Here is a 13,560-nt window from a genome sequence, read left to right as displayed (position 1 = left end):
CACGGATTGAACAATAGTTTCATTCCTCTGTTACTGCGGGCCCGGGCCCGCTTTTTTTGTTTCCGGCTCCGGGGGCAGTTTCACCTTTTGCGGCAACTATTTTCTACCCGCCGAACATCTGGTCAGTCAGTGCCAGCGCGGCTTCTACGGTATCATCCATATCGTAGTATCTGTAGTCTGCCAGCCGCCCGCCGAAGAGGTACTTAGCTGCATTTTCAGGCTTTGCCGCCAGCGCTTTGTATTCTGCCAGCATGGCGTTATTTCTGGCATCATTGATGGGGTAGTAAGGTTCGTTATCTTTGCTGAATTCATGTGGGAACTCCCGCGTTATCACGGTTTTTTCCTGTTTACCGAATTCAAAATGCTTATGTTCAATAATGCGTGTCCAGGGCACTTCAGCTTCGGTGTAGTTAATTACCGCGTTACCCTGATAATTCTCGCAGTCCAGTACTTCGGTTTCAAAATGCAGGCTGCGGTATTCCAGCTCCCCTAAGCACTTATCAAAAAATTCATCAATTTTACCGGTGTAGAGCACTTTACCGGCCAGCGCTTCCCAATCCTCACGATTTTCAAAGAAGTTCACACCGGTTCTCACTTCTATGCCTTCGAGCAGCCCGTCAATCAGCGCGTTGTAGCCACCATGAGGGATCCCCTGATAAAGGTCGTCAAAGTAGTTATTGTCGAAAGTAAACCGGAATGGCAAACGTTTAATGATGAAGGACGGGATCTGCGTCGCCGGTCGCCCCCATTGCTTTTCCGTATAGCCTTTAATGAGTGTTTCGTACAAATCTTTGCCACCGAGATATAACGCCTGCTCTTCCAGATTTTGGGGCTCAGTTTGACGGTAAGGGGCACGTTGCTCTTCAATTTTTGCCTTTGCCTCTGCAGGGGTAGTGACTCCCCACAACTGGTAAAAGGTATTCATATTAAATGGCAGGTTATAAAGCTTGTTGCGGTAATTCGCGACAGGAGAATTTACATAGCGGTTGAAGCTGACAAACTGATTCACATAATCCCATACCCGCTGATTACTGGTGTGAAAGATATGTGCGCCGTACTTGTGCACGTTGATGCCTGCCACGTTTTCACAATAAATATTACCGCCTTTGTGATCACGCTTATCAATGATCAGAACGGACTTTCCGGCAAGGCGCGCTTCTCTGGCAAACACGGCACCGAACAGGCCCGCACCGACGATCAGATAATCATATTGTTGTTTTGTCATCAGACAATCCGCTGTTTTGTATATCCGTTAACAGTATATACCCAAAGTTGTTGAAAAGGCTGCGCTATCAGGCAAACAGCCCTTTCATAAAATCATAAAAGGCTTCGGTTTTGCGTGTGGTTAAGCTGTTCTGCGGCTTGAGAAACCATACCGGCGCGTCGTTATCTGCCAGTGCTTCCGGTAATACTTCCACCAGCTGCCCGCGGGCTAATTCATCTTTAACCGCAATATAAGATTTGATCCCCAAACCGTGACCGGCCAGCACAGCCTGCGTCATGTTGTCGGAGTTCGACACAGTAAACCGCGCGTTCACGTTCAACGTCCGGCTGTGTTCGCCTTCCTGTATTTTCAACTGGCGCTGCCAGGGAAGTACAACCCAGCGATGCGCCGCCAAATCATCAATACTGCGGGGATGGCCGGCCCTGGCCAGATATTCAGGTGCAGCGCACAACAAACGGGAATTATTTGCCAGTTTCCTCGCTAATAAGCCCGAGTCAGCCAGTTTGCCTACCCTGATGGCAACATCCTGCTTATCTTCAACCACATTGACGAACTGGTCGTTGATCAGAAAATCCAGCTTAAGATCCGGATACGCCTGCTCAAATTCCATAAGTTTTGGCATCACAAATTTTGAAAATACCCAGGGCGGCATGGTAACCCGCAGAATGCCACTGACAGACGAGCCCCTCGCACCAATCTGATATTCCGCATCCCGCAATGCTTCCAGAATGTCTCCCACACGTTGGTAAAACACCTCACCTGCCGGCGACAAAGCAAACTTTCTGCTGTCACGAAAGACCAGCACCGTGGATAGTGCCTTTTCAAGTTTACTCAACCGCAGGCTCACCGTGGCAGGTGACACTTGCTGTACAGACGCAGCAGCGTGAATCCCCTTGTTTTCCACAATGGCGATGAAGGTTTCAAGTTCATTCAGGCTATACATACTTTAAATATCTTAAACACAGGTTTCGATTTACAGGGCTTCTTTTAAGAAATTAAAACAATAGAATCGTTATGTACACCACCATCGTAGGAACAACTTACATTGAGACATATTCTTTTTATTGCCGTCGCCTTACTGGTAACGGTTATGAACAATGCGGAGGCTGACACCATGCCATCACAACCCAAAGTAATCATTTTTGACGTTAACGAAACCCTTCTGGATATGGAAGCAATGCGTGAATCAGTAGGCGAAGCCCTCAATGGTCAGCAATCATTGCTTCCCCTGTGGTTCTCAACCATGTTGCACCACTCACTGGTATCAACCGTGTCAGGGGAATATCAGGACTTCGGGAAAATTGGCGTGGCAGCATTAATGATGGTGGCAGAAACCAATGGCATAGACATCACGGAAGAAGAAGCCAAAACAAGCATTGTGACGCCACTGCTCAGTTTGCCACCGCACCCGGACGTAAAATCAGGGCTGACGGATTTAAAAGCACGGGGCTATAAGATTGTCAGTTTAACCAACTCGTCCAACTACGGTGTGAAAACCCAGTTTGAAAACGCCGGCCTGACAGACTTTTTTGATGCCCGTTACAGCATTGAAGATATTCAGATTTACAAGCCTGATCTCCGCGCCTATGCCTGGGCACTGAAGCAACTGGGTGTTAAACCGGAAGATGCCCTGATGGTAGCGGCTCACGGCTGGGATATTGCCGGAGCAAAAGCTGCAGGTATGCAGGCCGCTTTTGTAACCCGTCCGGGTAAAGCCATGTATCCTCTGGCTCAGGAGCCCGATTATGTGGTTAACGATCTGCGCGAATTAACAGGTATTCTCGACAAGCAGTACGGCCGGTAATCAGAAACAACACGCTTAAAACATCAGGCCCAGGCTCACCACGAACCTTCGGCCTGATTCTCCAATCTTCATCAACGCCGATGGCTCAACCGGCTATACCTCTGCGCCAGTCTCCAAATCCGGTAATTACAAAGAAACCCTGCCAAGCGTGAACTTCACGCTGGATATTACCGATGAGTTATTGTTCCGTGCTGCTGCGTCAGAAACCTTCATCCGCCCTGCACTGACTGACATCGCTTACAAACGTACCGTGAGCTTAAATGAGTTTAAATACCGCGACGGTAACCCGGATCTTAAGCCTACTTATGCCGATCAGTGGGAAGTGGGTCTGGAATTTATCGTTCAGGTGCCTTTCGCCCGTTTCCATGACGTGCTCGACGGATTTGGTGTGAATGCAAACTACACAACACTGGATAACTCATTAACAGGCGCTTCTGATTTAGGTATTCCTACGCCGCCGGAAGGGCTGGCTGACGAAACCTATAACGTGACGTTCTACTACGAAGACGACGTATTTGATGCCCGCGTGTCTTACAACTACAAAGACAAGTACGTGGAATATATCGAGCGTGACATGTATCCGGTATACCGCGATGCCTACGGCCAGTACGATGTGTCTTTAGGCTACCGCATCAACGAAACGTTTAAAGTGACACTGGAAGGCATCAACATTACCGACGAAGCCACCAAAGGTTACACCATGGACCCGGCCTTCCCGACCATGTATGAGTTCTCCGGTCGCCGCGTCTCTCTCGGCCTGCGGGGTAACTTCTAAGTTTACTGCGTGTTTCTTCCCTGAAACTGTTAGCCGGGCATTGCCCGGCTTTTTATTCCCGTAAATTCACAGAACGCTACAACCAAACTTCCACTTCAACACCGATGATACGCGGCGCGTCAAGCGGACTGTAAAACAATCCGTCGGTGCCAAAAGCCATATTTTCTATGGCAAGCCCGCTGGCAATTCGCTCGTCTGTCAGATTTTCGCCAAACACTCTGATAGCAGTCTGTCCACCGTCGTACCCTAGCTGTAGTCCCAGCGTCGAGACTGCCCGCTGGACGGCATCGCCTTTTGCCCGCAGCGCGGTCTTCCCGGTAAAGTTAGCTTCAGCTCTGACATAAAAGTTCTCATCCAATTCATACCGGACAGCCACTCCGGCATCATAGTCGGGAACAAACTGAACCGCCAGTCCTGCAGCATTCAGTGACTCACTAATCTGAAGATCGGTGTATTCAGCGTCCACAATTCCGAAGTGGCTATTTATAGAGAGCGAGTCTGCAGGTCGCCAGACCAGTTCTAGTTCAGCGCCTTTGCTTTCTACTGATGCGGCGGAGCCGATATAATCAGAGCTGACAGGGCGACCATTCGCGTCGGTAGCGACCTGAATCTCCTGCCAGTTATCTGATTCTATAAAAAATAGTGCGCCGGAAGAGCGCCACTTTCTGTCTGCGGACATCCACTTGAAACCGACTTCTCTACTGAGCAGCGTTTCACTGTCATAAAACAATATGCTGTCATCTACCACATCGTCCTGTATGGCAGTAAGGTTGAATCCGCCCGGAATATAGCCCTTTGAAACTGACGCATGAAAAGACAGGTTGCGATTAAATTGGTATAAAGCGCTGATGCGTGGCAGCCAGTTTTCAAAGGTGTTCGAAAGGTCCGCATCCTGATAGTAGGTAATGGCTCCAAGACCTAAATCCAGCGCGCCGGCGGTTTGTACCGCAGATCTTTCTGCATGCTCGTAACGCAACCCTGCGCCAAATTTAAGCTTATCAGTTACATACCAGTTCAATGACCCAAAGAGACTTTTGTCTTCACCTTCTTTGTACTGTAGAGGAGCGGCCAGATAGCTATCAAGATCGCCACTCCCCATAAATGTCGACTTGGTGTTTTCTTCGCTTTCCGCATAGTAGGAAACACCAACAATATAATCGAACACGCTATTTTCAGGCGAACTGTAGCGCAGTTCTATGTTTTTGTAGTCTTCACTTTTCTCTTCACGCCCGGACACATACGGCGTGGCAGTAAGATCAAAATCCAGCCCTTTGGAGTCTTCTTCCAGAGTACGATAAGAAGCCGCCAGATCAATAGTGCCAACTTCAGTTTCGTAGGTCACACTCATACCGGCAACAAATTCTTCCGAATTGGTATATTTGGGCGCATCTTCTAACGCCGTCCACTTATCAATCTGGCGCCCGCCGTTCATCGTATCTGCATACAACTGATTGTACAGATTGATATTTAGCGGCACATATTGCTGTACGAACAGACCCGGCGCATCTTCATCAAGCCAATAAGACGTAGCGTTAACGGTAAGTGCGTCTGTTGGCGTCCATTGGAGTTTACCCTGAACGAAGTTCTCCTTAATTTCACCGCTTTCGCCCGTGGACGTTCCCGCATTCTTTACGTAGGCATCCTCCATCGATGTACTGAACGCCAGGGAGCCACTAAGTGAGTTTTGATTCAGTGGTCCGCCGGCGAATCCGGTTCCCACGTAGCCCTGGCCAGAGGCGTAACTTGAAGCCGATACCCGGTAGTTCTGCTCCATGACTTCCGAAGGTGTTTTTGTGGTAACTAAGATGAGACCTGACTCTGAATTTGCACCGTAAAGCGTTCCTTGCGGACCGCGAAGCACCTCGATGGAGTCAACCTGACTAAGTACTGAGTTACTTAGCTCACGAAAAGGAATGCCATCTATGTACACCGCGGCTCTGTTAACAACAAACGGATTGGACTCAACGCCGCGAATCGTTATGTAAATACTGCCAGTCTGCCCGGACTCGTTAAATTGCACGTTGGGAACAAGTTCATCTATCCGGGTAAAATCACGTATTCTCGCTTCATCAATCATTTTTGAATTGATAACCGTTACCGAAACATCGGCTTTTAACAGCTCCGTCCCCCGCTTCGTCCCCTTAACGACAATTTTCTCAATAGCATCTCCGCCATCAGAACCCACCGCGTCTTTATGCTGTTTTTCTATACGTTCAGGTTCATCTTTACTGGCAGATATTGCATACTCGCTGGACATCGCTGCGACAGAAATGAAAGCCAGCCCGAGACCAGAAGATACATATAGCGTTTTTGTTAACCGTCTCTTTTCAAACATACTGAAGATATTCCCTTACTGATTGCAAAGTGACGTAGTTTAAAAACCCGCTGAATGAATACCGCTCCAAAATGTCCCACCACTCCATTTTGGTATTTTTATTATTTTTACCAGGTGAAACAGATGGATAACGGAAACCCTATTGTCGACAGCCTGAAAAGTAGCACTGCACAACCGGCTATAATGAGTCTGGCCTGTGAGAGCGCTGTACTCGTTCGCTCACACTTCCCTGCAACTGCAGGAAAAATGGTTGCGGGAAGACATCTCAAAATCGGGGTTTGCTTGTCTGATGGTGGTATCGTCAAATATGGAAATCGATCGTGGCGCTGGAAGAAAAGGAGTATTTTGATCACTGCTCCTCACGAAAACGGTGAATTCTCATCGCCTGATGTGAATATGCTGGGCATTGCCATTGATACTGAGAAGTTTTGTAATGTTTGCCAGCCAGCAAATAACTGCTACCAATCTACTGTACTTGAAGATGAATTAATCCTTACGGTAGCGCTGGCGATGTGGGAATGTGCTGAGCAGCAAGATCCTTGCACATCATTTTTGCAAGAAGGCATATCCGTTATCTTGCGACGTATTGCAGCCCTCTCTGACAACCTTACACAGCAACAACCGGTATCAAGACTAAGTCGCCGGCAATTGAGCTGTCTGTCTGATTACATTCAAACGCAGATTGAACAGGAAATTAAGACAGACGAACTGGCCGGCCTTTTAGGAATGGGAACCAGGCAATTCTCCCGTGCAATCGAAAGAAGCACCGGCACAACGCCATACAAATATATTCTGCTGAATAAGATGCAGGAAGCCAAAAGGTATCTGCTGCAGGGATATTGTGTGACGCATGTTGCAGGTATGGTTGGTTACAGCAATCCAAGTAAATTTTCTGCGGCATTTACCCGTGTAGTAGGATGCGCACCTTCTCAATGGAAGCAGCGGAATTTGCATGATACGGAGCTATCATCTTAAACCGTGCTTATCAGAGATTTTCCGCCACAAAGAATAAAAAATTCCAAACACATCACGCCACTGTAATAAAAATATCTCACTAACGTCACTCAATCCTGTAACGCTGGTTTGCGCAGTACTCCATCTATTTTTCTCTCAATTCGTTCAAAAGGAATGTATCCATGTTGTGGAAGTTACGCGTCGCGGGCACCCTCGGGCTCCTGCTTACTCTTACCGCTTGTGGTGACGATGAAACGGTTGAAATTGAAGTTCCCGTTGAAGTAGAAGTGCCGGTTCCCGTGAACCCTGAGCATAAAATGCTCACAGACCCGTTTTTACAATTACCCACTGCTTCCAGCGTTAATGATTCTGCTGACTTCTGATTTGCAGTCGAAAAAGAACGTTGTCGCAAACTATCAGAAGGTAGTGGAAACCGTTGGCACGCCAGACGCAGTATTCTTTGCCGGTGATTTTGTGAATGCACCCGACCGCGCTTCAGAATGGTTCGATCAGGTCAAAGACAATGCGCCTGCATTCTTCCCGGCCCTGCAGGGACACTACCAGCAATACATGCCTGGCTTTCCCTACAATGGCGGTGAAATTCTCCAGCATGCACCGGTGTTCGGTACTATTGGCAACCATGAGGTCATGGGCCGTTATACGCCAGATGAAGAAAGCTACTCTCTGAACGGCGGCTTTGGTGATCCTCAACCGGCATGGTTTGCAGAAGTCGCCTATGAACAGGTTAAAGCCGACGTTAACCCGTCTGACGATGAAACGGTTAAAGCACAGTGGATCGCCGATCACTCTCACAACCAGATGAGCTTTCTGGATATCTTTTCCTTCCCCAATGATGGCCCCCGTGGCGAAGAATACTTCGCGGTATCTTTTGGAGACGTGTTCCTGATTTCTATGAATGTCTCCCGTATCTGGCGTTCGTGGAGTGTTACCCCGAACAACAAAACCAAATTTGTTGAAAACGCAGAAAACTACACCGACCCGACACAGTGGGGATTTGGTGAATTTTTGTTTGAGCGTTTCGATGCTGAGTCAGAGCAATACACCTGGCTGACGGATGTTATGCAGACTGAAGCATTTCAAAATGCTAAGTACAAGGTGGTGATGGCGCACCAGGGCGTTTTCGGACTGGGTGACAACACCGTTCCGGTGCTTGCACAGCCGGTGCTGCAGGTTGTACAGGACAATGGCAGTGGAGGTGAATCTGTCGCTGAATACACCTTCCCCATTGAGCCGGCCACATGGACTGACACCATCGCGCCGTCACTGGAAAGCGCGACGGAAATTCGTTACCAGTATCCGCTTACCGGTGATGTGTGGCTGAACGATATTGAACCCCTGCTCCTTGAAAACGGTGTAGACCTGGTGCACATCGGCCATTCTCATTTGTGGAACCGCGCGCAGGTAGAAGATCTGCACTACCTGGAAAGCTCTAATGTGGGTAACAGCTACGGTGCATATTACGATGATACCACCGGCACTTACACGGCAAACCGGCGTCCGGCTACAGCTGATTTCTGGGAAGATGTTTATTCAGCCAATCCGCGCTGGTCAGAAACAAATTATCCGCCTAACGGTGATCCACAGGGGCGTGTAATGAGCTTCCCTACGCAGTTCAGTCCCATGAGCATGGAAAATGACAGCTATCCGAATTTGCCTTTTGTTGCCAGCAATGTGCTGTCGGTATTCTCTGTCCTTGATACCAGCACGGGCACAGTGAAAAGCTATGTGTTTGACCCTAGTGATTTGGATTCTGAAGTGACATTATTTGATGAGTTCTCGATTGAGTAAGTAAACGCTTACCACTTACGATTCAATCCGGCTACCTTGTATTGCCGGATTTCGCCAGGTGCAAAAAATAAAGTTATCCTTATATTTCCCGCACGCATGCCGTTATAAGCATGAAGCACTTAGCTGGAAAAACCTGGTCTCAGCGGCTTAAAGGCAACGTGCATAGGTATATTTACAGATAACCCTATACGCCGGATTCTGCTCTACCATAAACAAGTAGTATTACGGTGTATTTAAATTATCGACTGAACAGGTAAGAAATCGGGCAGGCCAATGCGTTATCAGGTATCCAGACAATCCGGATTCACGCTTATTGAACTGATCATCGTCATCATTATGCTTGGCGTATTATCGGTCACGGCATTGCCGCGCTTTGTGAACCTGTCATCTGAAGCCAATGCTGCTGTTATTAATACCCTTGCCGGCGCACTGAAATCCACCGCGAACATTGCTCACACTAAAGCCATCATCGCCAAAAGAAATGGCGGATTTAATAATGGTTTTGATTTTGACGGCGTTTATTTTGATAAAGGCTATCCGCTGGCGCTTTCTTTCGGTGACAGTGACGGCATTCCGGAAATCATGGAACTGATGAGTTTTGGTGCCGATGATTTTACCTGGGCCGATAATTTCAACGGCCAGTCTGCCAGCGGCGATCTCACCCGTGAAATTTACATCACCGTTCGCAGTAAAATTAACCAGGGTGTGGGGCATAACGAAGTGGTTGCCACGGCCTGCTATGTTTCCTACGAAACTTTTGTTAACACTTACCAGCCACCTGAAATTATTGTTGATGTATCAGGGTGTTAGAATTAAAAAAGAGGCGCCGGGCGCCCCTTTGAATTTATTGAAAGCCGCGTTTAGTTGCGACCTTGACGGCGTGTCCAGCACAATCCTGCCAGCATCATCAGTGCAACCACAAACGTGGACGGCTCTGAAACAGTGGTGGTCACTGCGTCTGCATTCAGCGTGTAACTGAATGAACCAAAGCTGAAACCTTCATTCCCACCTACAGCCAGCGTGTACCAGCCACTTGTAAGTAATCCCGCATCGAGGTCATTAGTCCCTGCCGCAGGTACGAAAGCGTCGGTACCAGTGATATACGTTAAGCTGCTACCCCAGAAATCAGAGAAGTCACCTGCATTGTCAAACAGGAAACCGGGATCCGTCGCCAGTTCGCCTGAATACAGGCTCATGCCCATTGATGTAAGAAGTGTATCCAGTGAAAAGCTCAATTCAGTGTCAGCAGATAATTCGAACGTGTAAAAATCAATTGCTGAAGTATCACCGTTTAACCAACCGCTTTCGTCACTCAGAGAGCCGCTTGCCGTACCCGGAATGCTCAGGTTCATAATGGCTGCATTCGCCTGAACAGCGAGTAACATTGATGCTAAAAAGACCAGTGCTTTCATGTTTATTCCTTAGAGTCTGAAAAGGGGCAGCAACGTGCCCCCGTATTGTTTTATTAAATTTCTATGTTTATTCCGGCTTACAGTGCGCCGTTTTCCCACGGGCCGGTAATCGCGAACGTGACACCCGGAGACTGGATATTCACGAATAACCAGCGGCCATAGAAACATGCACCACACCACTCACGACTGGTAAAGCTGCGGCGGGCAGAACCATCTGTGCTGGTACCCACGCTGTCGGTAAAGTTGGCTGAAACGCCGGGGTAAATGTTGTCAATAACAGCAAGATCACCCTGATCCAGCTCCATGCGGTTTTCACAGAACGTGAAGGTTTCGCCGCTTTGTGTTAAGCCCACCAGACGCTTGGGATCAGAGCCACCGTCTTCACACATCAGGATGCTGCCACGGGGACTGACAGCAATATTGTCAGGACCATCGACTTCTGACGTGCTGATAGATTCAAAAACAACCGTGAGTTGCTGACGACGGGGGTCGAAACAGAAAATTTGTCCCAGACCGGCTGCGCCACCTGAAGTAGAAACGAAGTAGATTTTACCGTCGTCATACCAGCAACCTTCACCGCGGAGAATGATGGCCGCGTCACTGGCCTGACTGAAACAGGACTCACTGAATGCGTCCGGATCAGGGATTTCCTGCCAGCTTACGTTGTAGGTTGAGCCTTCAACCAGTCCGCCACGCAGATCAACACGTGGTGTGTTATCCAGCACCATTGCGTAAAGCGTACCGCCTGATTTCAGATCACCCCACTGGCCTGCAGGTTCGAATTTATAAAATGCCGAAGTGCCCGTGTCTTCTGTCATGTAGACAAAGCTTGTTGCAGGGTCCACTGCCACAGCTTCGTGGGTAAAGCGACCCATCTCACGGATTGGCTGACCGTCTGATACACCAAAACCCGGAACTTCGAAGATGTAGCCGTGATAAATGCCCTGAGCAACCTGGAAGGTCTCTTCACAGGATAACCACGAACCCCATGGTGTGGAGCCACCAGCACAGTTACGGATTGTGCCGCCAAGGCTGTTGTAGGAAGACAGGAACTTACCATTTACTACATCAAACATCAGGTTGGTAGTACCGCCATATTGCGCCGGATTATAGATACCACGGCCGCCCACAGGGTCACACTTGTGGCCTTCGCCCTCGCTTAACTCATGGTTACGCACCAGACATACGATATTTTGCTTTGCAGCAACCACTGCCATACCGTCATGGTCGGTTGGTGTCGGGTTACGGTCAGACTGGATCTGACCTGTCCAGCCGTAAGAGGTATATTCAAAGCCATCCGGTAAAGCCAGCAACTCCAGACCTGTTGCTTTACAGGCTTTCATGCTCAGTGGGCCGTAAGAAGAAGAAAATGGCAGAGTCGCAGCCTTGGCAGACAGTGATGCCAGTGCTGTACTGGCAGCAACAACAGAACCGCCTTTTACAAAATCACGACGGTTAACCGTCGCTTCGGACAGAATCATCCCGGTTGTTTCTTTAGACATTTTATTGCACCTGTTCGATTGGTTTTAGAAGTAGGAACCCCGACCTCTGAAAGGGGACAACATCCGGTCTTGCCGGGAACCAATCTACGGAGCAAAAATGACACTCAGACGCCATTTTCTTGACGGGCAGGCTACATGTTCGTGACAGATTTTTTTAATTTATATTTCAGCAGCTTCCTGCGCCGCCTGTGCCCGCCGCTCTGTCATAGCAACAAGGTAAACAGATACTTCATAAAGCAACACGATGGGCGTACCCAGTGCTATCTGGGAAATTAAATCAGGTGGTGTAATAAAAGCAGCGACAAGGAATATCAGCACAATAGCGTGGCGCCGGTAGTGTCTTAGTGTTTCAGCCGTTACCATGCCGGTTTTAGCCAGGATAAGCAGAAATACAGGTAGCTCAAAACTCAGTCCGAATGCCAGAATGAGCTTAATCACCAGCGACAGATATTCACTGACTTTTGCTTCCAGTTCGACTCTGATGGCCTCATTGCCGCCTGCGGTTTCGAAACTCATAAAAAACTGCCATGCCATCGGCATCACTACATAAAACGCAAGCGCAGCGCCGGTAATAAACAAAACCGGGGTCATAATAAACAGCGGCAAAAAACTTTTTCTTTCGTGCTGATACATACCCGGAGCAAGAAAGCGCCAGACCTGGATCAGAATAAGCGGCACCGAGAAAAACAGAGCAGTAAAAAATGCCAGCTTCAGGTAAGTAAAGAATGCCTCCTGCAAGCCGGTATAAATCATTCGCCGTTCACTGCCTTCACCGAATTGCTGAAGCAATGGCTGTTGCAGGAAATGGTATATGTCAGCAGAGAAATAGTAGCCGGCGCCGAACATCACCATAAAAAACGCCAGGCAGTAAAGCAGGCGGGTACGAAGCTCAATAAGGTGAGTAAGTAAAGGCGCAGTGGACTTATTGATCTGTTCGTCATTCATTGCGCTGCTCCTTCGCCTTACGCGCTTCATCAGCCTGCTTGCGCGCCTCGTCAATTTTGTTCCGGCGCTCAGTATGTTGCTCTGCAGACATTGAGCCCGGCGTAAAATCTGCCGGCAGATTTCTTATATCTTCAGGCAAAAACGCTTTCCAGCTTTCGTCACCCGGTTGCGCTTTGCCGTTCACAATATTCACTTCTTTCGTAAGCTGGTTCATGCTGCCCTGCATGCCAGCGTACATGCGCTTCAGCTTTGCGGTAAAGCGTCCGAAAATTTGAAACAGCTCAGGTAAATCTTTGGGGCCGATGATAATGAGGGCCAGCACACCCACGAAAAAAAGCTCAGTCCAGCTAAGATCAAGCATGGGGTTGGCCGGCTTTCACCGGTTGCTCTGGTACACGATTGGACTGTGCGGATTCAGACTCTGTCTGATCGGCAGGTGCTGTTACATCCAGCTTTTGTTCTTCGTCCTGCAAACCCTGTTTGAAACTGCGGATACCGGAGGCAATATCGCCCATCAGGGCAGGAATACGGCCACGACCGAACAGTAGTACTACGATTAGCAGTACCAGTAAAATCTGCCACAGATTCAATCCCATTACCCGTCTCCTTTGTCAGTGTAAAAGTCCATGCTGTCCGGGAACTGTGACTGCCACGTGACGAAATGATGAAGATATGATGAGACCGGATATTTAGCTAATTCAGGACAACTCTTACTGACTAGCTCACATTCTTCATTGAATTAATTCACCAAGTAAATTAACTTATTTATCACATTTCCAGTGTTGTGATAAATAAGGAT

14 protein-coding genes are annotated in these 13,560 nt (G+C 48.5%); 6 read left to right on the top strand and 8 right to left on the bottom strand.

Going from position 1 to position 13,560, the window contains the following annotated elements; translation table 11 throughout:
• Positions 1–103: 103 nt before the first annotated feature.
• Both glf and ACXAH4_RS01445 read right to left on the bottom strand, forming a co-directional pair.
• Entirely contained in the window at positions 104–1,225 is a 1,122-nt protein-coding gene (glf, locus tag ACXAH4_RS01450; RefSeq protein WP_474841890.1) for a UDP-galactopyranose mutase, read from the bottom strand.
• 67 nt (positions 1,226–1,292) lie between these two features.
• Positions 1,293–2,168 carry a LysR family transcriptional regulator gene (locus ACXAH4_RS01445; protein WP_474880403.1) on the bottom strand — a complete coding sequence of 292 codons (876 nt, stop codon included), beginning with the start codon at positions 2,166–2,168 and terminating at the stop codon, positions 1,293–1,295.
• 147 nt (positions 2,169–2,315) lie between these two features.
• Between ACXAH4_RS01445 and ACXAH4_RS01440 the strand changes: the two genes are divergently transcribed.
• Together ACXAH4_RS01440 and ACXAH4_RS01435 are read left to right on the top strand one after the other, a co-directional pair.
• Positions 2,316–3,029: a haloacid dehalogenase type II gene (locus ACXAH4_RS01440; RefSeq protein WP_474880647.1), complete on the top strand. Its 714-nt coding sequence runs from the start codon at positions 2,316–2,318 to the stop codon at positions 3,027–3,029.
• A gap of 22 nt (positions 3,030–3,051) precedes the next feature.
• A complete protein-coding gene (locus tag ACXAH4_RS01435) occupies positions 3,052–3,804 on the top strand; it encodes a TonB-dependent receptor domain-containing protein (protein WP_474880645.1) in 753 nt (250 codons plus the stop codon).
• Positions 3,805–3,880: 76 nt separating this feature from the next.
• Here ACXAH4_RS01435 and ACXAH4_RS01430 read toward each other — a convergent pair whose 3' ends face one another.
• A complete protein-coding gene (locus tag ACXAH4_RS01430; RefSeq protein ID WP_474848480.1) occupies positions 3,881–6,139 on the bottom strand; it encodes a TonB-dependent receptor in 2,259 nt (752 codons plus the stop codon).
• A 54-nt stretch (positions 6,140–6,193) separates the two neighbouring features.
• On the opposite strand from ACXAH4_RS01430, the gene ACXAH4_RS01425 reads away from it, so the two are divergent.
• The 4 genes from ACXAH4_RS01425 to ACXAH4_RS01410 all read left to right on the top strand — a co-directional run bounded on the left by ACXAH4_RS01425 (position 6,194) and on the right by ACXAH4_RS01410 (position 9,712).
• Complete coding sequence (locus ACXAH4_RS01425; RefSeq protein ID WP_474880401.1) at positions 6,194–7,114, top strand: helix-turn-helix domain-containing protein; 921 nt, start codon at positions 6,194–6,196, stop codon at positions 7,112–7,114.
• A 161-nt stretch (positions 7,115–7,275) separates the two neighbouring features.
• Positions 7,276–7,476: a hypothetical protein gene (locus ACXAH4_RS01420; protein WP_474880400.1), complete on the top strand. Its 201-nt coding sequence runs from the start codon at positions 7,276–7,278 to the stop codon at positions 7,474–7,476.
• Positions 7,457–8,902, top strand: coding sequence for a metallophosphoesterase (locus ACXAH4_RS01415; RefSeq protein WP_474880398.1), 1,446 nt, complete (start codon positions 7,457–7,459; stop codon positions 8,900–8,902). The genes ACXAH4_RS01420 and ACXAH4_RS01415 overlap by 20 nt, the downstream gene beginning before the upstream one ends.
• A 273-nt stretch (positions 8,903–9,175) precedes the next feature.
• Positions 9,176–9,712 carry a pilus assembly FimT family protein gene (locus tag ACXAH4_RS01410; protein ID WP_474880396.1) on the top strand — a complete coding sequence of 179 codons (537 nt, stop codon included), beginning with the start codon at positions 9,176–9,178 and terminating at the stop codon, positions 9,710–9,712.
• Positions 9,713–9,762: 50 nt separating this feature from the next.
• On the opposite strand, the gene ACXAH4_RS01405 is transcribed toward ACXAH4_RS01410, so the two are convergent.
• From ACXAH4_RS01405 to tatA, 5 genes are all read right to left on the bottom strand, one after another.
• Positions 9,763–10,314: a hypothetical protein gene (locus ACXAH4_RS01405; protein WP_474848488.1), complete on the bottom strand. Its 552-nt coding sequence runs from the start codon at positions 10,312–10,314 to the stop codon at positions 9,763–9,765.
• Between the two features lie 77 nt (positions 10,315–10,391).
• Positions 10,392–11,816 carry an alkaline phosphatase PhoX gene (locus ACXAH4_RS01400; protein WP_474880395.1) on the bottom strand — a complete coding sequence of 475 codons (1,425 nt, stop codon included), beginning with the start codon at positions 11,814–11,816 and terminating at the stop codon, positions 10,392–10,394.
• A gap of 159 nt (positions 11,817–11,975) precedes the next feature.
• Complete coding sequence (gene tatC, locus ACXAH4_RS01395; RefSeq protein ID WP_474848490.1) at positions 11,976–12,761, bottom strand: twin-arginine translocase subunit TatC; 786 nt, start codon at positions 12,759–12,761, stop codon at positions 11,976–11,978.
• A complete protein-coding gene (locus tag ACXAH4_RS01390; RefSeq protein WP_474880393.1) occupies positions 12,754–13,122 on the bottom strand; it encodes a Sec-independent protein translocase subunit TatA/TatB in 369 nt (122 codons plus the stop codon). Before ACXAH4_RS01390 ends, tatC begins: the two co-directional genes overlap by 8 nt.
• Complete coding sequence (tatA, locus tag ACXAH4_RS01385; RefSeq protein ID WP_474880392.1) at positions 13,115–13,357, bottom strand: twin-arginine translocase TatA/TatE family subunit; 243 nt, start codon at positions 13,355–13,357, stop codon at positions 13,115–13,117. Before tatA ends, ACXAH4_RS01390 begins: the two co-directional genes overlap by 8 nt.
• Between the last annotated feature and the right edge of the window lie 203 nt (positions 13,358–13,560).

It is taken from the genome of Alteromonas sp. ABV2_168 (genome assembly GCF_056161165.1).
This window is presented reverse-complemented; position numbering and strand designations above follow the sequence as displayed.